Source organism: Psychrobacter sp. SZ93C1 (genome assembly GCF_015864635.1).
In the GTDB taxonomy this organism is placed as follows: Bacteria; Pseudomonadota; Gammaproteobacteria; order Pseudomonadales; family Moraxellaceae; genus Psychrobacter; species Psychrobacter fozii.
In genome coordinates, this window is the sequence record NZ_JADYWY010000003.1 from 237,293 (window position 1) to 262,528 (window position 25,236).

19 protein-coding genes are annotated in these 25,236 nt (G+C 41.3%); 11 read left to right on the top strand and 8 right to left on the bottom strand.

All coding sequences use genetic code 11. The features are described from left to right. Positions 1 to 128 precede the first annotated feature (128 nt). The 6 genes from glnE (at position 129) to I6E83_RS05685 (ending at position 8,451) form a co-directional block, all read left to right on the top strand. Positions 129 to 2,996, top strand: coding sequence for a bifunctional [glutamate--ammonia ligase]-adenylyl-L-tyrosine phosphorylase/[glutamate--ammonia-ligase] adenylyltransferase (glnE, locus tag I6E83_RS05660; RefSeq protein ID WP_197100308.1), 2,868 nt, complete (start codon positions 129 to 131; stop codon positions 2,994 to 2,996). A gap of 261 nt (positions 2,997 to 3,257) precedes the next feature. Further along, positions 3,258 to 4,187 (top strand): branched-chain amino acid transaminase, encoded by a 930-nt coding sequence (locus I6E83_RS05665; RefSeq protein ID WP_197100309.1) that lies wholly within the window; start codon positions 3,258 to 3,260, stop codon positions 4,185 to 4,187. A gap of 108 nt (positions 4,188 to 4,295) precedes the next feature. Further along, entirely contained in the window at positions 4,296 to 5,132 is an 837-nt protein-coding gene (locus I6E83_RS05670; protein ID WP_197100310.1) for a glycosyl transferase, read from the top strand. Positions 5,133 to 5,240: 108 nt separating this feature from the next. Then, a complete protein-coding gene (locus tag I6E83_RS05675) occupies positions 5,241 to 6,107 on the top strand; it encodes a glycosyltransferase (protein WP_197100311.1) in 867 nt (288 codons plus the stop codon). A 66-nt stretch (positions 6,108 to 6,173) separates the two neighbouring features. Further along, entirely contained in the window at positions 6,174 to 7,265 is a 1,092-nt protein-coding gene (locus tag I6E83_RS05680; protein WP_197100312.1) for a glycosyltransferase, read from the top strand. 52 nt (positions 7,266 to 7,317) lie between these two features. Further along, positions 7,318 to 8,451, top strand: a complete 1,134-nt coding sequence (locus I6E83_RS05685) for a glycosyltransferase (RefSeq protein ID WP_197100313.1) — start codon at positions 7,318 to 7,320, stop codon at positions 8,449 to 8,451. Here the strand turns inward: I6E83_RS05685 and I6E83_RS05690 are convergent. The 7 genes from I6E83_RS05690 to aspS all read right to left on the bottom strand — a co-directional run bounded on the left by I6E83_RS05690 (position 8,448) and on the right by aspS (position 16,528). Beyond that, a complete protein-coding gene (locus tag I6E83_RS05690; RefSeq protein WP_197100314.1) occupies positions 8,448 to 9,215 on the bottom strand; it encodes a hypothetical protein in 768 nt (255 codons plus the stop codon). The genes I6E83_RS05685 and I6E83_RS05690 overlap by 4 nt on opposite strands. 89 nt (positions 9,216 to 9,304) lie before the next feature. Then, entirely contained in the window at positions 9,305 to 10,318 is a 1,014-nt protein-coding gene (locus I6E83_RS05695) for an NAD-dependent epimerase (protein WP_197100315.1), read from the bottom strand. After that, complete coding sequence (locus tag I6E83_RS05700; protein ID WP_197100316.1) at positions 10,318 to 11,484, bottom strand: nucleotide sugar dehydrogenase; 1,167 nt, start codon at positions 11,482 to 11,484, stop codon at positions 10,318 to 10,320. Before I6E83_RS05700 ends, I6E83_RS05695 begins: the two co-directional genes overlap by 1 nt. A 228-nt stretch (positions 11,485 to 11,712) precedes the next feature. Then, entirely contained in the window at positions 11,713 to 12,711 is a 999-nt protein-coding gene (locus tag I6E83_RS05705; RefSeq protein ID WP_197100317.1) for a Stealth CR1 domain-containing protein, read from the bottom strand. A 20-nt stretch (positions 12,712 to 12,731) separates the two neighbouring features. After that, positions 12,732 to 13,448 (bottom strand): glycosyltransferase, encoded by a 717-nt coding sequence (locus tag I6E83_RS05710; protein WP_406947663.1) that lies wholly within the window; start codon positions 13,446 to 13,448, stop codon positions 12,732 to 12,734. Positions 13,449 to 13,667: 219 nt separating this feature from the next. After that, complete coding sequence (locus I6E83_RS05715) at positions 13,668 to 14,633, bottom strand: lysophospholipid acyltransferase family protein (RefSeq protein WP_197100319.1); 966 nt, start codon at positions 14,631 to 14,633, stop codon at positions 13,668 to 13,670. Between the two features lie 68 nt (positions 14,634 to 14,701). Beyond that, positions 14,702 to 16,528 carry an aspartate--tRNA ligase gene (gene aspS, locus I6E83_RS05720; RefSeq protein ID WP_197100320.1) on the bottom strand — a complete coding sequence of 609 codons (1,827 nt, stop codon included), beginning with the start codon at positions 16,526 to 16,528 and terminating at the stop codon, positions 14,702 to 14,704. Positions 16,529 to 16,907: 379 nt separating this feature from the next. On the opposite strand from aspS, the gene sohB reads away from it, so the two are divergent. The 5 genes from sohB to I6E83_RS05745 all read left to right on the top strand — a co-directional run bounded on the left by sohB (position 16,908) and on the right by I6E83_RS05745 (position 22,884). Beyond that, entirely contained in the window at positions 16,908 to 17,888 is a 981-nt protein-coding gene (gene sohB / locus I6E83_RS05725; protein WP_197100321.1) for a protease SohB, read from the top strand. Between the two features lie 363 nt (positions 17,889 to 18,251). After that, the gene (locus I6E83_RS05730) at positions 18,252 to 19,502 is read left to right on the top strand and encodes an acyl-CoA dehydrogenase family protein (protein WP_227680843.1); all 1,251 of its coding nucleotides are present in this window, start codon (positions 18,252 to 18,254) and stop codon (positions 19,500 to 19,502) included. Positions 19,503 to 19,757: 255 nt separating this feature from the next. Beyond that, entirely contained in the window at positions 19,758 to 21,008 is a 1,251-nt protein-coding gene (locus I6E83_RS05735) for a phosphotransferase family protein (RefSeq protein ID WP_197100323.1), read from the top strand. Between the two features lie 48 nt (positions 21,009 to 21,056). Beyond that, positions 21,057 to 21,821, top strand: a complete 765-nt coding sequence (locus I6E83_RS05740; RefSeq protein ID WP_197100324.1) for a histidine phosphatase family protein — start codon at positions 21,057 to 21,059, stop codon at positions 21,819 to 21,821. A gap of 190 nt (positions 21,822 to 22,011) precedes the next feature. Then, the gene (locus I6E83_RS05745; RefSeq protein ID WP_197100325.1) at positions 22,012 to 22,884 is read left to right on the top strand and encodes an SDR family oxidoreductase; all 873 of its coding nucleotides are present in this window, start codon (positions 22,012 to 22,014) and stop codon (positions 22,882 to 22,884) included. Positions 22,885 to 23,157: 273 nt separating this feature from the next. Here the strand turns inward: I6E83_RS05745 and I6E83_RS05750 are convergent, their stop codons facing one another. Continuing rightward, entirely contained in the window at positions 23,158 to 24,858 is a 1,701-nt protein-coding gene (locus I6E83_RS05750) for an AMP-binding protein (RefSeq protein ID WP_197100326.1), read from the bottom strand. Between the last annotated feature and the right edge of the window lie 378 nt (positions 24,859 to 25,236).

Here is a 25,236-nt window from a genome sequence, read left to right on the forward strand (position 1 = left end):
TTTATCATAAATACTGGCATATATTAGTATGGTTGTCAGATTCGGTGACTACCTCGTAAGAAAAAACGCTAATATTATGCGCTAGGTTCACGTAGTCTTATCATTCCATGCAAGGAGTTTATTTACCTATGTTACCTGCTATGCCTTCACGCGAGACCTATGGTACAGATAGTCAGCCTACAGTAGAGCAGCTGCAAGTATTGCAGACGGCGAGTGAGTTTGCTTATCAGATTTGGGAGAGCCGTACGGTCTCATGTCAAACTTTTTTGCGCAGCTATCCATTAGATCAGACCCTAACGCGCCAGCAAATTGACGATCTGATACAAGACTATACTTTGGATGAGAACTATCAGATCGCTGATGAAGCCAAGGTAATGAAAGGACTACGTGATTTGCGTACTCTGCTAATGATGCGTTGGATCTGGCAAGATGCCTTACAGCTGATCTCACTTGAGCAGTTGACTGATGAGCTTTCTGAGTTTGCAGGGGGTTGTATCTCTTTTGCCAAAGATTATACCTATCAGCATTTGATTGAGCAGTATGGTGAGCCGACTTTTATTGATGCCAAAGGTAATGTGCAAATCGATGATATGGCCATCATGGCAATGGGTAAACTTGGTGCCCACGAGCTGAATCTATCTAGTGATATCGATCTGATTTTTGTCCATCAGGCGCTAGGTGAAACCAATGGTGATAAGGCCAAAGGCACTCGTAGCATAGACAACAAACGCTTTATGACTCGATTGGGTCAAGGTATTATCAAGCTATTGGATCATAAAACAGCAGATGGTTTTGTCTTTCGCGTTGATATGCGCCTGCGTCCGTGGGGCGATGGTAGTGACTTGGCCATTCATTTGTCGGCGCTACAAAAATACTTTTCTCAACATGGTCGCGCATGGGAGCGTTTTGCTTGGCTAAAAGCCCGTGTGGTTGGGCAGTTGGATCAGCCGTTCTATGATGAACTACAAGCACTCATCAAGCCATTCGTCTTTCGCTACTATGTCGACTACAGTGCTTTTTCAGCATTGAGAGAAATGAAGTCTCTTATTCAAAACCAAGTGGCACAGCGTGAGGATTTAGACAATATCAAGCTTGGTGCAGGTGGTATCAGAGATATTGAATTCATCGTACAAGCGTTTCAATTGATTTATGGCGGTAGGCATCCTCAGCTACAGATCAAATCCTGTCTGGACGCGATGAAGGTGCTATATCAACTTAAATATCTAGAGCTTTCGACCTATAAGCAACTGCAAGCTGCCTATCGATTTTTGCGCCGGCTTGAACATGCGATTCAGGCGATTAACGATCAGCAGACCCAGCGCTTACCACATGATACGCAGTGGCAATATAATCTGGCTATCACCCTTGGATTTGAGGATTGGGCTGCGCTACTCAGCACACTCAATCAGCATCGAAATAATGTAAATGTCCCATTCGAGCGCATGGTCACCGAACGTCAAGTACCGGATCAAGAAGATGCTAGCCTCGAGCCAAAAGATCTTGATGAGCAGATTGCACGATTGGACAACGTACTCACAGAAAAAAACCGAGATCTATTAGAGAATTTTTGGCAGTCAAAACTGGTTGCCAATTTAAGTGATGAAGCCCGAGAACGTTTAGATGATGCGTATCCTGTCATCGTCCACGCGCTGTTGGCACATCAAGACCAGCAGCAACTTGCTAATACGGCATTGCCTCGTCTTATCTCGTTACTCGAAGCGATTTGTCGTCGTTCCATCTACTTAGTGATGATTGCAGAAAACCCCAATGCCACGATTGAGCTGATTCCAATGCTGTCAGCCAGTCCTTGGATTGCAAAAGAGCTAGCGCATTATCCTGTACTGCTAGATACTTTTTTACAGCAGCGCTATCACCATCTACCTGATAAGCGTGAGCTGCGTGACATTTTACGTCAACAATTACTACGCGTAGAGCCTAATGACGAAGAGAAGCTGCTCAGCGTTGTGCGGCTGTTTAAAAAGAACCAGATACTGGCAGTAGCGGCTAGTGATATATTAGCTGCGCGTCCGATTATGAAAGTGTCGGACTCCTTAACTTATATCGCTGCGGTGGTACTAGAAGCGGTGTTAGAGCGGGCATTTGCAGAGATTGTCAGGCGTTATGGTTATCCTATTGGCCAAGATGGAGATCCTGTAACTGAAGCTGATTGTGGCTTTGCTATTATTGGTTACGGCAAGCTTGGTGGGCTGGAGCTGTCGTATTCTTCTGACTTGGATTTGGTGTTTTTACACAAGATAAAAGAGCAGGGCATGACCACGGGCGAAAAGTCTGTCAGTGGAATGAAGTTTGCCGCGCGCTTGGTACAAAAATTAATGAACTATCTCAATACCCAAACTCGAGATGGCCGTGCTTACGAGATTGATATGCGTCTGCGCCCATCAGGTAATGCAGGCATGATGGTGGTGTCATGTGACGCTTTTGAGACGTACCAACTAGATAAAGCCTGGTCATGGGAGCATCAAGCATTGGTGCGCGCGCGGGCGATTTGTGGCGATAAACGAGTCACAGCACGCTTTTGTGATATTCGCCGAAATGTACTAGCATTGCCGCGTACGCTAGAGCAGGTACGAACGGAAGTCACCAGTATGCGTATCAAGATGCAAAAGCATCTAGGAACCAATCAATGGCAGCAGAAATCTGGTAAGTTCCATCTCAAACAAGATGCGGGCGGAATAATCGATATTGAGTTTTTAGCACAATTTGCGGTATTGGCTTACTCGCACGAGCATCCAAGTTTGACCAAATGGAGTGACAACGTCCGTATCTTCGAGGAAGTTGCCTTACTTGGCATTTGGGAGGCGCAAGTCTGTCAAGATTTGACAGATGCTTATCTAAGAATTCGTGCAGCTACCCATCAACTGGCATTGTCAGAGCAATCATTGTTGGTTGACGAGTCATTATGGAAAGAAACACGGGCATTGGTACAAGACCAATGGAAGCATTTGATGGGTGTAGATACAGCAGATGAAGAGTAGTATGAATCTCCAGTTTTTTAACTATAAATAATAGCCTACTAGGTCCAAACCAAAAGAGTTCATTTGCTAGGACTGCCAGTGATATAATCGGTCACACATCGTAATACGACTGGCGATTATTCATCATTTATTAGTGACAATAATGCTGAATTTTAGCAATGAAATTTGACGCAGTGGTGTTATCATATGATGTCAATAAATACTATGAAATATAATTTACCTAAAAAAGTTAGACGTTAGCGCTAGCATAAGGACTACAAAATGAACATGGCAACACAAGACGGTAAGCTTTGGATGAATGGCACAATGATTGAGCAGCCAGATGCTAAAGTTCACGTACTGACTCACAGTTTGCATTATGGCATGGCTGTATTTGAAGGTGTGCGTGCTTACCAAACTGCTGATAATCGTACTGCTATTTTTCGTCTAAAAGAGCATACCGAGCGCTTGTTAGGCTCTGCAAAAATCTTTCAAATGGACGTACCGTTCGATGCAGCGACTCTAGAGCAAGCGCATAAAGATGTGGTTAAACAGAACAACTTGGCAGAAGCTTATATCCGTCCATTAATTTGGGTCGGTGCAGAAAAGCTAGGTCTGTCTTCGCGTGACAATAGTATCAATGCGATGGTTGCTGCTTGGCATTGGGGTGCGTATCTTGGTGACGAAGGTATCAAAAACGGTATCCGTGTGAAAACGTCTTCATTCACACATCATATGACCAATGTGACGATGTGTAAGGCTAAAGCATCAAGTAACTATCCAGTGTCTATCATGGCCAATCAAGAAGTCACTCGTAATGGTTATGACGAAGCTATCTTGATGGATTCACAAGGCTATGTTTGCCAAGGTGCAGGCGAGAACTTGTTCTTAGTAAAAGATGGCGTATTGCATACTCCGGATCTCGCTGGTGGTGCGTTAGATGGTATCACTCGCCGTACTATCATTCAGTTCGCTGATGACCTAGGTATCAAAGTGGTTGAACGCCGTATTACTCGCGATGAGTTTTACTTAGCGGATGAGATATTTATGACAGGTACTGCTGCTGAAGTGACGCCTATTCGCGAATATGATGATCGCACGGTTGGTAACGGTGGCCGCGGGCCTTTGACTGAAAAGCTACAAACTTTATACTTTGATGTAGTACACGGTCGCAATGAGCAATATATGGATTGGTTAAGCTTTATTGATTAACAATGCAGTTACTTTGAAAAACTAAAAAAGGCTGAACGTAATTGTTCAGTCTTTTTTTTATGCTAATATAGCCATCATATTTATTCATATCGTTAAAGTGAGCAGCCAATGCCAATAGATTCTAATACAGCAGATAATAAAAATATCAAACAAATCATTTGTATTAAATGGGGTACAAAGTACGGGGCTGATTATGCCAACAAACTATATGGCATGGTGTCTCGTAATATTACGCCGCCATTTCGTTTTGTTTGCTTTACAGATGATATAACCGATGTGCGTCCAGAAATCGAATGTCAAGCATTGCCGCCGTTAGATGTCACTATGCCAACCAATACACTAGGTAAGTGGCCAAAATCTCGTTTATGGGGTGAAAAGCTTGGCGATTTAACCGGTACAGTACTGTTTGTAGACTTGGATGTGATTATCGTCGATAGCCTCGATCCTTTCTTTGAGTATGGCAAGCCGGACGATGTTATTTTATCTTATAACCCGAGCAACCCACTAGAGCGTTTGGGACAAACTTCTTGTTTCAGATTCCAGATAGGTTCGCTTGTTTCACTACAAGAAAAATTCAAGGCAGATCCACAAGGTATCGCTGATGAGTATCGTTTTGAGCAGCGTTTTGTCACACGTAACGCACCCGGTGGTGTAAAGCTGTTTCCAAAGGCATGGGTGGCGCACTTTAGACGTAAATGTCGTCAGCCGTTTCCGTTCAATTATTTTAAAGAGCCAAAGATTCCTAAAGGTGCTCGTTTGGTTATTTTCCCTGGTGATTTATACCCTACGCATGCAATTGATGGCATGTATAATAAAAATGCGGCTAATAATGCTAAAGATCATTTGAAAAGAATTACTGAGCCCAAAAACTTGAAACGCCCTTTACGACATTTACGTCACTTTATCTTGCCAGTAACTTGGATTGAGAAATACTGGAAGGAATAGGCTTAGCTCTATATCTGAGTATTATCACATTAGACGTAATTAAAACTGATGTTTTATAGCCTTGTAAATAACTAAGGCTAGAGTATTTTTTAGTGAACGGATAGAACTATGAAAACAAACGATACCATTAGAGTCTTTGTGGGCTGTGACCCAAACAACTGTGATCTAGAGCAGATGATGGTTCTAGATTATAGTATCCACAAACATACCAGTGTACCAGTAGAAATAGTGTGGATGCAGCTCTCACGTGACCCTGATAGTTATTGGTATTCTAACCCTGAGACTGGTAAAGGCTGGGATACCACCAAGTGGTCAACGCCTTTTTCAGGTTTTAGATGGGCGATTCCAGAGTATTGCAATTATTCTGGACGTGCGATCTATATGGATGCTGATGTCGTTGTTTTAGATGATTTGGCAAAATTATGGCAACATCCTATCGAAGGACAGGCCGTAGTAGCAGCTAAAACGAATGCTGATATGACTCGACTATGTACTTGCGTTTGGGATTGTGAAGCTGCAGAATATGTTATTTTAACTATCGAGAAACTCAAAAAAGATCCTAAAAGCCACAAAGAAATGATGGCGGTATTTAAGAAAAATACTCAGCTGATTGAGTCTTATCAAAATAGCTATAACTGTATAGATGGTGAAGACTTAGCGATAGAGGAAATCAAAGTCTTGCATTACTCGGATATGGGAACGCAGTTCAGTCACAAATACTCGTTACCCAGAGTGAGTGAGGAAGGGTTCGAGCATTGGTTCGATGGTGAAATAATGCCACATCCAAGACAAGATTTGGTCGACCTTTTTGATAAGTATTATCATGAAGCGCTTGCCGCTGGATATCATTTAGACAGTTATCGAATTGAACCTTTCGGTAGTTTTCCAAAAAAATCTCAACAAGGCTACACTGGTAACAAAGTCACTCGTCCGAGTGCTTCCAAATCACTGTTTTCGAGACTCTTTAAGCGCTGATTTTTCGATCAAATAATTATAAGTTTCTTTAAGTGAATAAAGATATCACTCGATAGGTCGTAGTTTATGAAACAGCACAAAAAAATAGTGTTACTTGTTATTAATTGCTTACAAGGCGGCGGTGCGGAGCGTGTGGTATTGACGTTAGGTCAAGGGTTTTATGAATTGGGCTACGAAGTACATGTTCTAAGATTCAAACCCTTGGTAGAGTATGAGTTGAGCCCAGACCTTCATTATCATGTGCTCAAATTTAAACCTTACAAGCTCATACCAGGATCTGAAAGGCGTGATAAGCTTTTTGCGCGTTCTGTCGATAAGTATGTTTCACAAAATATCGGTCAGCCTGACATGATACTTTCTAATCTTGATCGTGCGGATAGTATCTTGAGTAATAGTAAGCTACCGAATATCACTTATATTATTCATAACACCGTATCGCTGCTCTACAAATTCAATAAAAATCAAGATGCTGAGCAATTAAAAAGAAAAATGGTCGAGATTTATTCTAAACATCCTTGTGTATGTGTGAGTGAGGGTGCTGAAAAGGATTTTGTCAAAAGCTTTGGCAATATCACACCAACGGCGGCCATCCACAATCCAATTGATAGAGACAATATCCAAAAACAGGCCAATGCTTTTGTTCCTGAATATCAGAACTATATAATACATGTAGGAAGTTTTAAAGATGCGAAGCGTCACGATGTATTGGTAAAAGCCTACGCAAAGACTGATCAATCTATGCCATTGTTGCTCTTAGGCCAAGGCAAGCATAAAAATGAGATAGAGAATTTAGTCACAGCGTTAAAACTAGAAAATAAGGTGGTGTTTTTAGGCTTTCACGAAAATCCTTTTCCTTATATCAAACATGCACAATTTAAGGTACTGACTTCTGACTGGGAAGGCTTTGCTTTAGTTATTGCTGAAGCTTTAGTGCTAGGTACGCCAGTTATAAGCACCAACTGTCCGTCAGGCCCGAGTGAGCTGCTACCTGAAAGCAACTTGATGCCGATGGGAGATATTGAAGCCATTGCCGAAAAAATGCGTCAGGCCATGAGCAACCCACAACAGTTCCATGCCCCGTTTGACGAATCACTGCTTCCAGTTAAAATAGCTGAGAAATATCTAGAATTCTCTCAAAGACTAGATGTCATAAAGTGATACTGTCAAATCCTCTTTATACTCAAAATACTCACTTTTAAGAAAGTTTAAAATGACTAATAATGCCACGAGCATAAGCAATAATTTACCCAGAGAAAATAAGAAAAAAATACTTTTAGTCATCAACTGCCTACAAGGTGGTGGCGCTGAGCGTGTTGTACTTACATTAGGGCAGGGCTTTTATGAGTTGGGATATGAAGTACATGTTTTAAGATTCAAGCCTCGGGTAGAGTATGACCTTAATCCGAACCTTATTTATCATTTAATTAACTTTAAGAAATATAAACTCATACCAAAACTAGAGCGCCGTGACAAATTTGTTTCAGGTGTGGTTGATAGATATGTCTCAAAGAAAATTGGTCAGCCGGATATTATCCTATCAAACCTTGATCGTGCGGACAGTATTCTTAGCCACAGCAAAATGCTCAATATTATCTATGTGATTCACACTACGCTATCATTATCATACAAGTTCAAAAATTTAGATGATGAGCAGAAAAAACTAGCGTTTTCTGACATTTACTCAAAGAATAGCTGCATATGTGTTAGTGAGGGTGTTCAAAAAGACTTTATAGAAATTTTTGGCGATATAACACCAACTGCAACCATTCATAATCCAATAGACAGAGATTGTATCTTAGAGCTAGCTAATGCATTCGTTCCTGAATATCAGAATTATATTATTCATGTGGGTAGCTTTAAAGAGGCAAAACGTCATGATGTACTGCTAAGAGCTTATGCTAAAACAGATCAGTCTCTACCTTTATTGCTTTTAGGTAAAGGTAAACTTAAGAATGATATAGAGCAATTGGTAGTAGAACTCAATTTGGAAGACAAGGTGGTTTTCTTAGGTTTTTTAGAAAATCCTTTTCCTTATATAAAGCATGCAAAATTTAAGATATTAACTTCAGACTGGGAAGGCTTTGCTTTGGTGATTGCAGAGTCTTTAGTTTTGGGAACACCAGTTATCAGCACCGATTGTCAGTCTGGCCCCAGTGAGCTATTGCCTCAAAACAACTTAATGCCAATGAGAGATATAGATGCTATTGCTGCTAAATTAAGCTTAGCAATGAAAAATTCAGAGCAATTTCATTCTGAATTTAATGAGGCATTGCTACCTATCACGATAGCCAAAAAATATATTGAGTTCGCTTCTAATTGTGAGAATGCAGGTGAGAAAGCTTAATCCCACCACCATTTAGACCAATCATCTCTGTGTAATTGCCGTAGCGTGGCAAACGCACTTTGATTATTTTGTAGTTTTTCGAATACAGCCAATAGTATAGTTGTCGCTAATTTGTCGACTTTAAGGAATTTACTATAGCGTTTGCGCATATTTCTTAAGCTATCGTCTGTACCTATACGAAAATAGGTAAGCCCGTCATATAAGGGTAAATCCCCAGCATAAAGTTGATCAGTTTTTTCATCCAGTAGTGGCATAGGTTCAGCCTTAGCACTTAACTGTAAAAAACTTCTAGTTTCATGCACTCTCAACGTATTCATTAGAGTAATGACGTTCATCAGGATTGCAGCTCTATTAGTATCATCTGAATAGTCGATGAAAGTATCGCAAGCAGAAACTATCCAACGTAATGAGAGATGCTCTAATAAATAATCGCTTTCTGCCTTCCAAAGTCTCTCAAATTCAGCAAAGGTTTTATCTGTTTTGTATTTGCGACGCATCAATATAACAAGCGTATTGTGATAAAAACAGAGCTCAGACTCACCCAACGATTGATGCTTTAGGTTATTTAAATGGATCTCTAAGTCTGTACTTTTACGCTCATCTGTTAGCGATTCAATATCGCACAATGCTTCAGTAATGGTTATTGCTTTCATCTCATCAAAGCTTTTGCCATCATAATTTTTAAAAACTTTACCCGCATTCAATCTTTTTTCACTTCGAAATATTAATAGCAGTTTTCTTTGCCAGTTTGTAGATGTGGTCATGTCACTAAAATCCTTTAAAAAGGTATGATGCGATTAGAGCTTAAATGTCCGAAACATAGGTGCCTACATTGTTTGTGAAAGATCCCTAATCATACTGAATAATATTGTTTATACCAAGTGACAAACTTTTCAATCCCATCTTCGATGCTAGTCTCAGGTTTAAAATCAATATCATCTACCAAGCCGTCTATATCTGCGTAAGTGATCGGTACATCGCCTGCTTGCATAGGTAACAAGTTCTCTTGAGCTTTTTTGCCACAAGCGCTTTCAATAGCAGTGATAAAACGGCGTAAAGTTACAGGTTGATTATTGCCAATATTATAAATCTTATAAGGGGCTGATGTTGTAGTGATAGTGGAATGTTGGGGAGAGGGAACTTTGTCTATTATTCGAATGACACCTTTTACGATGTCATCAATATAAGTGAAATCACGCTGCATATCGCCATTGTTGAAGACGTCAATTGGGTCGCCAGCCAGTATTCTTTTAGTAAAAGAGAAATATGCCATATCAGGTCGACCGTAAGGGCCATAAACCGTAAAGAACCGTAGTCCTGTCGTTGGAATGTTATATAGGTGACTATAGCTGTGTGCCATGAGCTCATTTGATTTTTTTGTGGCAGCATACAAGCTAATAGGGAAATCAACACAGTCAGAAGTTGTAAATGGCTGCTTGATGTTCATACCATAGACAGAGCTAGAGCTTGCATAGATCAGATGCTTGATAGCATGGTGACGACAGCCTTCGAGGATGTTCACAAACCCAACCACATTTGAATCAACATAGGCGTGTGGGTTTTCTATAGAGTAGCGGACACCTGCTTGTGCACCCAAATTAATAACCGTATCGAATTGATAGGTTGAAAAAAGTCCAGATATGGCTTCGCGATCAGCAAGATCCAATTTAATGAATGTAAAATTTTCTGGCTCTGATAAGTCACTTAATATTTTTAGACGTTCTGCTTTTAGATTGACGTCATAATAATCGTTGATGTTATCGATACCAACGATGAAATGGTTTTGATCAGTCGACTCTATTTTTAAGAGCGCCTTGATTAAGTGAAAACCGATAAAACCTGCCGCACCAGTGACTAATATATTCATCAGTCGCTCCCGAATAAGTCTCTTGTGAATACTTTATCCGCTACATCTTCTATATCAGTAGATAGGCGGTTTGCTACAATGACGTCACTCATTGATTTGAATGCTTCTAAATCTTGAATAACTCGCGAGTTAAAGAAGTTGCTTTCTTTCAATACAGGTTCGTAAACAACGACTTCGATACCCTTTGCTTTAATACGCTTCATGATGCCTTGAATAGCAGACGCTCTAAAATTGTCTGAGCCACTTTTCATAACCAGTCGATGAATACCCACAATTCTGGGCTTTCTTTCGATGATTTTATCCGCAATGAAATCTTTACGGGTACTATTTGAGTCAACGATGGCTCTAATAAGATTGCTTGGCACCTCATCATAATTTGCCAATAGCTGTTTGGTGTCTTTTGGTAGGCAGTAGCCGCCATAGCCAAATGATGGGTTATTATAGTGGTTGCCAATACGAGGATCTAAGCCAATGCCTTCTATAATTTGCTTGGTATCCAGTCCAAAGGTCTGGGCGTAAGTATCTAGCTCATTAAAATAGGCAACACGCATCGCTAGATAGGTGTTAGAAAATAACTTAATGGCTTCAGCTTCAGTAGATTCTGTAAACAGCTGAGGGACTTCTTTTTTTACGGCGCCTTCAAGAAGTAAGTTTGCAAATTGCTTGGCACGTTCAGATTGCTCACCAACGATGATTCTAGAAGGATAAAGGTTGTCATAGAGCGCTTTACCTTCTCGCAAAAACTCAGGAGAAAATACAATATTATCTGTTGAAAAACGTTCTTTAACTTCGTTGGTGTATCCAACAGGGACGGTAGATTTTATGATGATTAACGCAGTTTCATTGACACTAAGCACTTCCTCAATGACATTCTCTACACTTTTGGTATTAAAGTAATTGGTTTTTGAGTCATAATCAGTAGGAGTGGCAACGATAATGAAATCAGCATCTTTATAAGCAGATTTAGCATCTAACGTAGCGGTAAAGTTGATATTTTTATTCAGTAAAAAATCTTCAATCTCTGTGTCTTCAATAGGCGACTGCTTTGCATTAAGCAGCTCGACTCTTTCAGCGATGATATCAACAGCTACAACGTCATTGTGCTGAGCAAGCAACATAGCATTAGATAAACCGACATAGCCTGTACCTACCACTGTTATTTTCATAAAAATCCCAATATTATATTTTGTTTATTATTTTATCGACTGTTATCTAGGGCGTGTCATCAATTAGCACATTAATACATTTAGTGGCCTTAAAATGGATAAATTTTGCTAAACATCGTCAGTAATTTTGTCAATATGTTCATATTAACGGCAATTTCTTCCTCGTTTATCTACAATTTTTCTCATTTTAAGCCTCACAATCTAATTGATGACACGCCCTAGCATTTATTAGTTAGCAGCTTGTAATAGTGATGGCGGCAGATACGCTGAAAATTTATGAATCATAGCATCGCTAATTTTTTTGCATGAGCCTGAATCGAGTAAGTCTAAGCTTTGTATGCAGCCATATTTGATTGATTCTTTGTGCAAATCAGCTAAAAAACCTTCAACACTACTTTCATTTTTGAGGTAGTTAACGGATATCGGTGGTTTAAGAGAGGTTTCGTTCTTCTGAATCTTTAAATGATTCATTAGTGTAATAGGATTTATTTGAGCCACGTCTCTAAATTTATACCTAATCTGCTCGTTCAGCAACTGAGGGTTGTCTAGTAGATAGCTCTTTAAAACATTCTTATCAACGACATGTGGATAATGGTGAACCTCAAAAAACTGATTCATCCCAAGCGTTTTAGCACTTAACATCTGAGCAACGGTATGTTTGGGTTGAACAGCTTTACCCGATAATTTTTGTAGAGATTTCCGATAATTTAGCTTGGCTTGTAAGAGAGCGCTTTTTCTCCAATGTCCATAAATAATAATATTGTCATTGTCTAAAAAGTCTTCCTGAATCGCAGGCTGATTAAAGAAAAAATCATCATTCATGTATATAAAGTAGTCAGATAAACCTGAGATATTCCATAGCATGGTCTCAATAGATCTGGTATTGAAGGTCGGCAGAAATTGCTCATATCCAGAAAATATTTCTTTATGATCGACAATACGTATTTTATCTTTAGCACAAATACCTTTATTGGCAAATTCAGAGATAAGTGCTGGCTGCTGTTGGTCTGTAACCACATAAATATAGCGACAAAAAGGAACGTATTTTAAGATAGAAGCAATGTTGTAATAAATCTCATCATTACTAGCGAATCGTGTTGAGCTGACGGCGTCAGAGGCAGCGCTCGTTGTTTTTTGATACTGTGCTCTTTTTTGTTTAAGCGCTGGATCATCACCATCTACCCAAGCAATGACGATATCTATTTGTTTTTCATTATCTGACTTCATGGTTTATCCTCTGTTCGAGCCTATCGCCAATAATCTTTAAGCCAAGGGCTTGGCTTCACATGACGATACCATTTGCCGCCACTACCGTTGATGGCATCTGGCGGATTGATCTCACCATGAAAAATAACAATCTTTGCGTTATCAGGCAGAGTAGGTGTACGCACGAAATTAAATGGAATAGGGGCAATGCATTGATATTTGAAGCTGACACACCAAGTTTTATCCCAATACTCTAAATGATGATGCTCACGCAAATAGTTGGATAAATAAGCTTGCTCGTGGCGTACTTGCTGACGAATGGTGTCGAAGTTTCGCTCAAAATTTGCAAGCAAATCAGGATAAGTGCCCATACCAATGTTAAAGCGATACACGGAACTATTACCAATCATCCGCCATGGCTTTTTCCAATCACGAATAATCACAACACTGTCTCTATGCGCAGCTTCATAAGTGAAAAAAGCATCGATATTATCGACAATTACAATATCGATGTCTAAAAACAGCGCGACCCCTTTAAGGTCATATAGCTCTGGTTTAAACGTCGTGAGTTTTTTCCAACCACGCTCAGGACCCGCTGGTAGATCCATCTCTGGGATAGGGTGGCACGTAATAGCAGGATCAATGCCCGTACTATCATCGGTGAGACAGACCATTTGAAAATCTAAGGTAAGGTGGCGGCTGACCATATTATAAAGGCGATTGACGTATTCAGGACCGTATTTATCACCCCATTTCATACAGATAACATAACGCTGATCAGCAACTTTAAGCTTTGCTTTCGTGTGGTCTGTCGATGAGGTCTTCGTTACGTCAGTTGCCATAATGCACTCATATTGATTTCAATAAAAAATGGTTAATAAAATAAAAGATATAAAAATAAAAGATTTAAAAGTTAGCTAATATTAGCACGACTACGATTCACCACCTCTCTAAACGCTTAACTGATTGTACGGTTATTACTCATTGCTATTGGATTTGGCCGTATCACTAGCGTTATGATCGTGATGAATAGACTGCTTATTATTGCGAATGAATTTCGCCAAAGTTTCTTCATTGGTGTTATAAGGATTTCCCAATGAGGGAATGCGCTTGAAACGTCGATAGCCCCACATATAGTGACTACACTTGCTCTCAATCATCTGTTGCATGGCTTGGTTCAGCGCATGAGCAGCTGTTTCGGCATTGCGGTCGTAGAGTGCTGGGTCGTCGAGTTTATAACAATAGATATCAAACCCATGACCATCTTTACGGCGAATACAAGATATGCCGACTAGCGCACATTTGGTTTTGCTAGCGAGTTTCGAGGCCAGCGTACTGGTCAATGTTTCTACCCCAAAAAAGGGTACAACCACACCGCCCGATGGGTCAGGTACATGGTCAGGAAGCACGATACTAAAACCACCTTGCTTAAGGGTTTTAAAGACAGCTTTGACGCCGCTACCATCAGTAGGAACTAACGTGGCATTGAGCCGTGAACGACCTTGTAAGACAAAGTCATTGGTAATATTGCCCTTGACGGGCTTATACATGATGGTCGGCGAACCAAACTGGTTAAGCCAAGCATTCATCATCTCCCATGTACCGAGATGTGGGACGATTGCAAGCATACCGTTAGGACTCGCCAGTCCTTCTAATAAAATCTCTTTATTATGGACATCACGAATTTGAGCGATACTCCATTCAGGAGACATTGCCCAGCTTTTGATCGATTCAATACTGGTTAAACACTGGTGATAGATGATTTCTTTGGTTAACGCTTGTTTTTGCGTAGTGGATAATTCAGGGGCAATCAGCGCCATGTTGGTACTGACAGTACGCATAATACTTAAGCTGGGTATTTTTATAATCACCCACGCAACAAAACGTGCCAGCATCTGCAATACAGACAATGGCACGATTTTGAAAATATGATACGGATTCATGACCATTCACACGGTGATAAATCACGTAACCAGTTAGATAGCAAAGAACTAAACATTATCTTAACTATTTACTGTGCAGGTTGATTGGTGTCAGCCTGTGCTTTTTCACGCACACGGATACCAAGTTCACGCAGTTGCTTACCATCAACACCAGCAGGTGCTTGAGTGAGTGGGCACTCAGCAGTTTTGGTTTTTGGGAAGGCAATTACGTCACGGATAGAGTCAGCGCCTACCATCAACATAATCAAACGATCCAAGCCAAATGCTAAGCCACCATGCGGTGGTGCACCGAATTTCAATGCATCAAGTAAGAAACCAAACTTGTCTTCAGCTTCTTGCTCACCGATACCTAAAGCTTCTAATACGGCTTGCTGCATATCGTAAGTATTGATACGTAAGCTACCACCACCAACTTCTGTACCGTTCAATACCATGTCATAAGCGATAGATAGGGCAGATTCTGGGTTGTTTTTCAATTCTTCAACTGAACCTTTAGGCTTGGTGAACGGATGATGCATTGACGTCCAACGACCATCGTCAGTCTGCTCAAACATTGGGAAATCAGTGACCCAAAGTGGCGCCCACTCACAAGTCGTCATTTCCAGATCGAGACCAATTTTTTGACGTAATGCACCAATCGCATCATTCACGACACTGGCTTTATCGGCACCAAAGAAGATGATATCGCCATCTTCTGCAGCAGTACGCTCGATTAGGCTGACAAGTACATCGTCAGTCATGTTTTTGATGATTGGAGACTGTAAGCCAGACTCTTTGTCCACACCGTTGTTGATGCTGCTAGCGTCATTAACTTTGATATAAGCCAAACCGCGTGCGCCATAGATACCAACAAACTTGGTATACGCATCGATTTGCTTACGGCTTAATGAAGCGCCGCCAGGGATACGTAGGGCAGCCACACGACCTTTAGGATCGTTAGCAGGACCTGCGAACACTTTGAAGTCGACATCTTTCATCAAATCTGCAACGTCGACCAGTTTTAGTGGAATACGTAAGTCAGGCTTGTCTGATGCATAGTCACGCATTGCTTCTGCATAAGTCATGCGAGGGAACTGTTCAAACTCAACATCCATCATGGTCTTAAACAAATGCTTGATAAGGCCTTCGTTGATGTTCATGATTTCTTCTTCGTTTAAGAAAGAAGTCTCAATATCCACCTGAGTAAATTCAGGCTGACGATCAGCGCGTAAATCTTCATCACGGAAGCATTTAGCGATTTGATAATAACGGTCAAAACCTGACACCATCAATAACTGTTTAAACAGCTGTGGTGACTGCGGCAATGCAAAGAAGTTACCTGGGCGAGTACGTGATGGTACTAGATAATCACGCGCACCTTCTGGCGTCGCACGAGTCAGAATAGGTGTCTCAACATCTAAGAAACCATGATCATCTAGATAACGACGAATTGTTGAAGTCGCTTTGGCACGGAACACCATACGCTCTTGCATTTGTGGACGGCGCATATCGAGATAGCGATATTTCAGACGCAAATCTTCTGATACGGTAGTCTTCTCATCATTCAATGGGAATGGCGGTGTTTCAGATTTGGCCAGTACTTCAATCTCTTTGCCCAGTAGCTCGATGTGACCACTGGTCATATTGGCGTTTTCAGTGCCTTCATAACGGCGACGCACACGACCAGTAATTTTTAGCACATATTCAGGACGTACCGCATCAGCAGTAGCAAAAGCTTCTGGGGTATCAGGATCGACGACTACCTGCAAGATACCAGCGCGGTCACGCATGTCTAAAAAAATCACGCCACCGTGATCGCGACGACGATGTACCCAGCCTACGACACTAATGGTTTGCTCAATTAAGCTTTCGGTTACAGCTCCGCAATATTCGTCTCGGTATTCGCTATGCGTCATAATATAGTTATCCAGTTGTCAGCCCAATTCGAAATACAATAATGCAGCCATTACTGCGCGATTCAAGCTATTCGCTAAAAAAACGCACAAACAACGCGATTAAGACAAATGGTCATCACGTCGACTGCAGAAAATTTAATGTAAACGCGTATTATGCCTAATCTGCCCTTGTTATACAACCAGCTGAGTCCAATCGAGGTATAGGAATGCTTAGGTATCGGATGTATTTGTGCCCAAACATTTGTATTGGGTTAAAAATTGTCATTTTGCTTGAAAACATGAGTGACTGTGCACATATCAAGCTCACTTATAAAATCCTATTGATCCTATTACTATTGATCTTATTAAAGTTATCTTAATCATGTAAGGAATACTGCTCATGCTTTTTCATCCTGCCAAAAACCCTGTTGAATTGCGCGTCATTCATCTAAACAAAAACCAAGAGCAACGCCGTGAAGACTTAATGGAAGCCACGCAAGGTAAAGCGGCGCTTAAGCAGTTCAAAAAAACAATGGCTAAGAAAGCCAAGCAGGCGCTAAAAGTAAAAACCAAAAATAAGAAAAAACATGCTGATGATAAAGCACAAGTTTTTGTCCTTGATTTTGATGGTGATATCAAAGCAACAGCGGTTAAGCATCTACGCGAAGAAATCAGCACGCTTATCAGCACGGCAAATAAAGGTGATGAAGTCGTCGTGCGCCTTGAGTCGGGTGGTGGTGTGGTGCATGGTTATGGTTTGGCCGCAGCGCAATTGGTTCGCTTAAAAGATGCAGATCTAAAGCTAACTGTCTGTGTTGATAAAGTCGCAGCGAGTGGTGGATATATGATGGCTTGTGTCGCAGATAAGGTAGTGGCGGCACCATTTGCTATTATTGGCTCAATTGGCGTGGTCTCACAATTGCCAAACTTTCATAAATGGCTAAAAAACCATGATGTAGATTATGAGATGTTTACCGCAGGTGATTACAAGCGCACAGTTACTGTGTTCGGTGAGAACGATGCTGAAGATCGTGCCAAATATCAAGAAGAACTAGAGCAGACGCATGAGTTATTCAAACACTTTGTCAATAACTATCGTCCAACACTCGATGTGGCAAAAGTGGCCACTGGAGAGCATTGGTATGGCGAAGATGCGCTAAAACTTAATTTGATTGATAGCTTGCAAACATCAGACAGCTATATTTTAGAGCGCATGGAAGACAGTGAAGTGTACGCACTACATTCACGTCAAAAACCGACACTCGCTGAAAAGCTAGGATTGGCGCAAGCAGCTGAGGCAACGTTAAGTATAGCAGTTGATAAACTGCCTGATGCACTCGCGCGTTTTGATTTAAATAGTCGCTTAAATATTCTAAAATAATGTTAGATATCATTATGATAGTCAACCTCTAATACTTTAGAGTTCAAATGGTTTTTTATACATTGTTTGTATTTTGTAAAAGGCGTGGCCTAGCTGGTCGCGCCTTTTTGCTGTTTATTGATAATTGCTGTGATATAAATGTAGCATACAGAAAACAGTATACGTACGTGCACTATAGTCATTTCAATATAAAAGTATTACTGCATTAACCTCGCTTGAAGTATCACATATACATCTTCACTCGGTTGCCTTGTACTACTTTCAAATTGAATCGACTATAAGGTTCTCATGGAGCTTTTTATTAACAATTGATTTAGACGATCAATAAAGAAAAGGAAGTCATTTATGTCTAACGATAATTTAATGTTTACCGCAACAGAACATGGTCAAGCCATGCATGCCAAAGTCAAAGCGTTTATTGAAACGCACATTGAGCCAATCGAAGCGCAATTTTGGGAAGATTGTCATAAGAAAAACACTGATGGTAATTGGGAAAACTGGGAGTGGCCTGAAGCTTACGAAAGCCTACGTAAACAGGCCCGTGAAGCTGGCTTGTGGAATTTATTCTTGCCTGATGATACGTTAGGTGCAGGGCTTTCGGTAACTGATTACGCGCCCATCGCAGAGTTAACGGGTCGCAGTTTGCTTGCGCCGCATGTATTCAATTGTAATGCACCTGACAGCGGTAATATGGAGCTATTGTGGCGCTACGGCACCCAAGAGCAGCAAGACAAGTGGCTGACCCCAATCCTAGAAGGTAAGACGCGCTCTGTATTCTGCATGACTGAGCCTGATGTGGCATCAAGCGATGCAACCAATATGGAAGCAACCGCTGTAGTCGATGGCGATGAGATTGTCATAAACGGTAGCAAATGGTGGTCATCTGGTCTTGGCGATCCTGCGGTTGATATTCTAATTGTCATGGCATATACCGCTGATGAGAGCGCAGACCGTCATCATCAACATTCAATGGTGCTTGTACCAGTCAAAACGGCGGGTGTGAACATCAAGCGTATGCTCAAAGTATTTGGTGATTATGATGCACCGCACGGACATGGTGAGATTAGCTTTGAAAATGTACGTGTGCCAGTCAGCCACTTTATTGGTGGACCAGGTAAGGGCTTCGAGATTGCACAAGGTCGTTTAGGGCCAGGTCGTATTCATCATTGCATGCGTTGTATCGGTGCTGCCGAAAAGTCTCTAGAGTTAGCAGTCAAGCGTGGCATGTCGCGTACTGCCTTTGGTAAGCCATTACTACAATTAGGTGGTAACTTTGAGCGTATCGCTGAAGCCCGTATTAAGATTGATCAAGCTCGTTTGATGACCTTATATGCTGCACAGAAGATGGATGCGCACGGCACCAAAGCAGCATTGACTGAAATCTCTGCTATCAAAGTCGTGGCGCCAACTGTATTACAAGAAGTCGTCGATATGGCCATTCAGATTCATGGTGGTATGGGCGTCTGTCAAGACACGCTGCTACCGAATTTCTATGCGCAAGCACGTGTGCTACGTTTGGCAGACGGTCCTGATGAAGTACACAAAACCATGATTGCCAAACTAGAACTCAAACGTCAGGGCTTTAGCCGTTCGACTAAATCTGATAAAGCTTAAGCTTAATCTCAACAAACGGTTGTGTGAGTCAGTCTTGATCTGCTCATGCAACCTTTATTAGAAACAAGCCAATCGTAATGCTAATTGAAAATTCACTATTAACGACTTAGTAGTGAATTTTTCATCACTACTGATGTTTTATCACTAGGGCGTAACCTCATTTCAAAAATGGTAATAAGCATAAGATAAATTGAATTGAGAACTAGCTCGCATATCTGTTATAAAAATAAAAGACCACATGATAAGGAATATCTCATGGCAACTGATAATAAAGTACTAGACCAAGGCGGCGTGGTACGTGAGGGCGAAGAGCTCGATGCACAAGCAGTTAGTGAGTGGCTTCGAAGCCAAGGCGTAGACGTCATAGGCGAGCCTACCGTCACTCAGTTCTCAGGTGGCGCATCAAACTGGACCTATCGTTTACAGTACGAGGGCGCAGACGATGATAAAGGTCAAGATCTGATATTACGCCGTCCACCAAAAGGTACCAAAGCAAAATCTGCCCATGACATGGTGCGTGAGCATACCGTTCAAAAAGCCTTAAAAGAAGCCTATCCTTATGTACCAGAGATGATTGCTCTGTGTACCGATGAAGCTGTTATCGGTTCAGATTTTTACGTGATGGAGCGCATGGAAGGCATTATTCCTCGTGCAGAATTACCAGAGGGTATCGATCTAGATCCGGAGCAGATTCGTCTACTTTGTACCAATGTCCTAGATGCCTTGGTTGAACTACATCAAATAGATTATACCGAGCACCCTGATTTGGTAAATTTGGGTCGAGGCGATGGCTATTGCGCGCGTCAGGTGAGTGGTTGGGACAAGCGTTATGTCAAAGCAAAAACCCCCAATGTACCCAGCTTTGCGTTAGTCAGAGAGTGGCTTGCCAAGCACACACCTGCTGATAGTAAAACCTGTATTATCCATAATGATTGGCGTTTTGATAATGTGATACTTGATGTGGCTGACCCCACTAAAGTCATCGGCGTTCTTGACTGGGAGATGGCAACGCTTGGTGATCCATTGATGGATTTGGGTAGTGCATTGGCTTATTGGATTGAAGAAGATGACAATGTCGTGATGCAGCAGTTCCGTCGTCAGCCCACCCATCTAGAAGGAATGATGACACGTGACGAAGTGGTTGCTTATTATCTAGAGAAATCTGGATTAGAGATAGACAACTGGACTTTCTATGAAGTATTCGGCTTGTTCCGCTTGTCAGGTATTATCCAACAGATTTATTATCGTTATTACCACAAGCAAACGACCAATTCTGCTTTCAAAAATGCGTGGCTTGCCATACACGTGATGCATGCTAAATGTTTGAAACTAATTGCGCAATACGAAGGTGAAGCACTATTCAGTGCGCACGTTCAGCCACATTTAGAAGACATAGGCGTAGATGCTGCTGCTATCGAGCAGTTACCAAGCCATGTTCAACAAGTTGTCAAAAGTATTTTACCAAAAGGTTATTTTGCAAAAGCACCTCATTCTCCTGAAGCTTAAGCATTCAGAAAACCGTACTTTAGCAAATATGATAAAAGGTAATAATTTATGACAACCATACTTTTAGCACGTCATGGTCAAGCGTCTTTTGGGCAAGAAAACTATGATCAACTCTCAGAGCTGGGTGGTATTCAGGCGCAAATGTTAGGTCAGCATTATGCAGCCACACAGCGCCGTATCGATGCGATATTTACTGGCAGTTTGGTAAGGCAACAAGACTCTGCACGGCACTTTTTGGCACGCTATCAATTGTCTATTTCTTCTAATGAGAGCAATGGTATGACTGTGTTGCCTATCATGAATATAAATGAGCCTGATAGTTATATTTTGCCGCAATTTGATGAGTTTAATCACAAAGATGTATTCATTAAATCTGATCCTGACTTTATGAATAAAGGTGCGATTACGGCTGAGGTGGCTAAATCAGAGGTGCCAGCCACGCGTTTGGCTGAGCTATTTGATCAGGCAATGCAGCGCTGGCATGGTGGCGATAACGATCAGGACTATATTGAAAGCTGGCCGCAATTTAATGACCGTGCACAGCAAGCGCTTGAACAGGTACGCGCACATGTGACAAGCTTAGGGTTAAGTCGTGACAGTACGGTGTTGGTATTCACCTCAGGTGGTGTGATTGCAGCTATCACTGCACAGCTGCTAAAGCAAGGCAGTCAGACGGCTTATCAATTGAATAAAAGCTTGGTCAATACTGGGGTAACCTCGGTCACATTCAAAGATCAAAGTACTCGCTTGATGTCACTCAATGAATATAGTCATTTATTTTCTGATGGCAATTCTTTTGTGACGTGGCGGTAGGTTAGCAACGAATAAATAGAGATAAAGGTGGAGTGAGGCGGTTACTTAAGAGAGGTAGCCGTCCTTTATCTGATTAATCATCATCATTGAATATTATGGATTTATTTTGATCACTGACAAAATCAACCTAGAAATTTGCGATATGATAGATTATCGTTTTGATCTTATATCGATATGAAAAGGACTGTCCATGCAAAATAAATTGATAAATTTAGTCACCAAAAGCGCTAGGCAACACAAAGACCAGATAATCAGTGCTGTTCAGCCATCACATTATTTACGAAAGTTAAATAAGCAGCAGGTTGGACACGACAAAACTGTACTCATTACAGGGGCGAGTTCAGGTTTGGGTGAGGGGATGGCCAGACTCTTCGCTAAGCTTGGCTACAACCTTGCGATATGTGCTCGTCGTACTGATCGCTTAGAGAGCTTACAGTCAGAACTAGTAGCGGAATATCCTAATATTCGTATTGAGTACCGAGCTTTAGATGTCAGTGACTATGATGCCATATTTGAGGTGTTTGATGCGTTCACCACGGATTTTGGTCATATCGATAAAGTGGTTGTGAATGCAGGTATTGGCGAAAGCCGCCGGATTGGTAAAGGTCGTTTTGAGACGAACCGCCGCACGGTTGAGATTAACTTTATCTCAGCATTGGCGCAATGTGAAGCTGCCATGAATATCTTTCGGGCGCAGAGTAGTGGCCATCTAGTGGTCATATCAAGCATGTCAGCCATTCGTGGAATGCCCAAGCATTTGACAGCCTATGGCGCTAGTAAAGCTGGTTTGGCGCACTTAGCAGAAGGCATTCGTGCTGATATGCTACTAACTAAATTACCCATCAAAGTTTCTACTATTTATCCAGGCTATATTCGCACTGAAATCAATGAAAATGCGAAGCCATTACCGTTTGAAGTAGACTCCGATACAGGTACCAAGGCAATCGTTGCGGCGATTGAAGCTGGTGTTGACGAAGCTTGTGTACCAAGTTTGCCATGGTCGATCGTGGGACAGGCGATGAAGCATATGCCACTACAGGTGATTAATAAAGTAAATAAGTAGCTAGTGCGTGTCATCAATTAGCACATTAATACATTTAGTGGCCTTGAAATGGCTATGTTTTGCTAAACATCGTCAGTAATTTTGCCAATATGTTCATATTAACGGCAATTTATTCCTTGTTTATCTACAATTTTTCTCATTTTAAGCCTCACAATCTAATTGATGACACGCCCTAAAGTAAACATATTACAGAAGAATAAGAAAAGCCCTTTACCTAATTAGGTAAAGGGCTTTTCTTATTCTTTCCACCTTTAAGTGTACAGCGCTTAAAAATTAAAGGGTTTGAGGGTTGTCTGATATATGTTTTTCACGTAGTTTTTGACGCAGGACTTTACCAACAGCACTCTTTGGCAGTTCACTCACAAACTCAATATGACGTGGGCACTTATAACCAGTTAAATTTTCCAATGCAAATTCTTTAATATCACTTTTGGTGACATTGTTGTCTGCAGGCACGACATAAATTTTAACCGCTTCGCCTTGATGTGCATCAGGAATACCAATGACTGCGCAATCAACAATAGCCTTACAATCTAGCATGACAGATTCAATTTCATTCGGAAAGACGTTGAAACCTGAGACTAGCACCATGTCTTTCTTACGATCGAGTAGGGTGATATAGCCTTTTTCATCCATGCTAATAATATCGCCAGTGCGGAAATAACCATCACTGGTGAAGTCATTACTACTATCTTTGTTGAAATAGCCTGAAGTGACGTTAGGGCCTTTGATGCACATTTCACCCGCTTCATTCAGTCCCATACGTTTGCCGTTCTCATCGACCACGATGACATCAACACTAGGAACTGGTATGCCAATAGTGCCGTTGAATTTACGGTCAGTGATAACGTTGGCAGTACCTGCGGCTACTCCTTCAGTCATACCCCAACCTTCAACCATAGGGCAGCCAGTCACTTCAAGCCAGCGTGCTGCTGTCTGTTCAGTCGCAGCCATACCGCCCGCTTGAGTGATACGTAATGAGCTAAAGTTCAAATCTTTAAAGTTTGGCTGATCGAGCAAACCTTTAAATAGGGTATTTACCGCAGGGAAAATATGGAACGGTTGCTTTGATAAAGTTTTGATGAACCCTGGCATATCGCGCGGATTGGGTATCAATATAAAGGTGTAGCCAGAGCGCATACCGAGCAGACTTAGCATAAACGCAAATATATGATATAGCGGTAGGGCCATCACCATATTGATATAGACTTCATTAATATCTGAGGTCACGGGGCGGTACCATGCTTCTGACTGCATGGCAGCAGCAACGATGTTACGTTGAGTTAAAACAGCCCCTTTAGACAGTCCAGTCGTTCCGCCCGTATACTGCAGAATGGCTTTTTGTTGCATGGTGGCTTTTGGTGACTGAACAGGTAGGTGCTTACCTTTTTTGAGTACTTCAGGAAACTTAGTAACATGGTACTTAGGATCATTAAGATTATATTTGGGAACAAGTCGTTTAACTTGACGGATAACCGTATTGACCAAGATACCTTTTAGCCCCATCATATCGCCCATTTTTGAGAGGACAATGCGCTTGATGTTGGTCTCTTCGATGACTTGCTCAAGTGCTTGGGCAAAGTTGTCAACCACAAAAATAACCTGAGCGCCCGAATCATTCAACTGATGGCGCAGTTCACGACCAGTATAAAGTGGATTAATAGGCGTACACACGTATCCTGCGCGCAAAATACCAATCATCGTAGGCAAGTATTGTGGAACGTTTGGCATCATCAATGCCACAACGCTGCCTTTAGGAATGCCTTGTGCTTGTAACCATGCTGCAACCGCCATTGAGGCTTTATCAACATCGCCATAAGTATGAGTAACACCCATACAGATGGTCATAGGATGCATACGGAATCGCTCAAAACACTCCTCATACAGTTCTATAAGACTGGTATATTGATCAGGGTTAATAGTTTTGGGTACGTTTTTTGGATATTGAGCAAGCCAAGGTTTATCTACTGTCATACTTGAAGTCCCTAAGTGTTGAAATAAGTTAAGGTTCTATAAAAAAGTAGTCACATCCGTGTCAACAATATTTTATCGCTAAAATAGCAATAAATTGTCGAGTGACATCATAGTGATTCACAGACTGCTAGAATACGGTGGCCTTTACATGTATAAAGTTTTTAACTACAAATTGATTTAACCGCAAAAGGTAAGAATCTGAGTAGATTAAACGGCGGGTTATTTCTTTACTGCCAAAAAAAGTGAAGTAACTTATTTTGGTAATACATTAACATAACTACAATTGATTTCGTTATGACAATACAAGAACTTGATAGTTTATACTTAAATTTGATAAAAATAACAATATATGTTGTAACTAATACTGAGATAAACGGT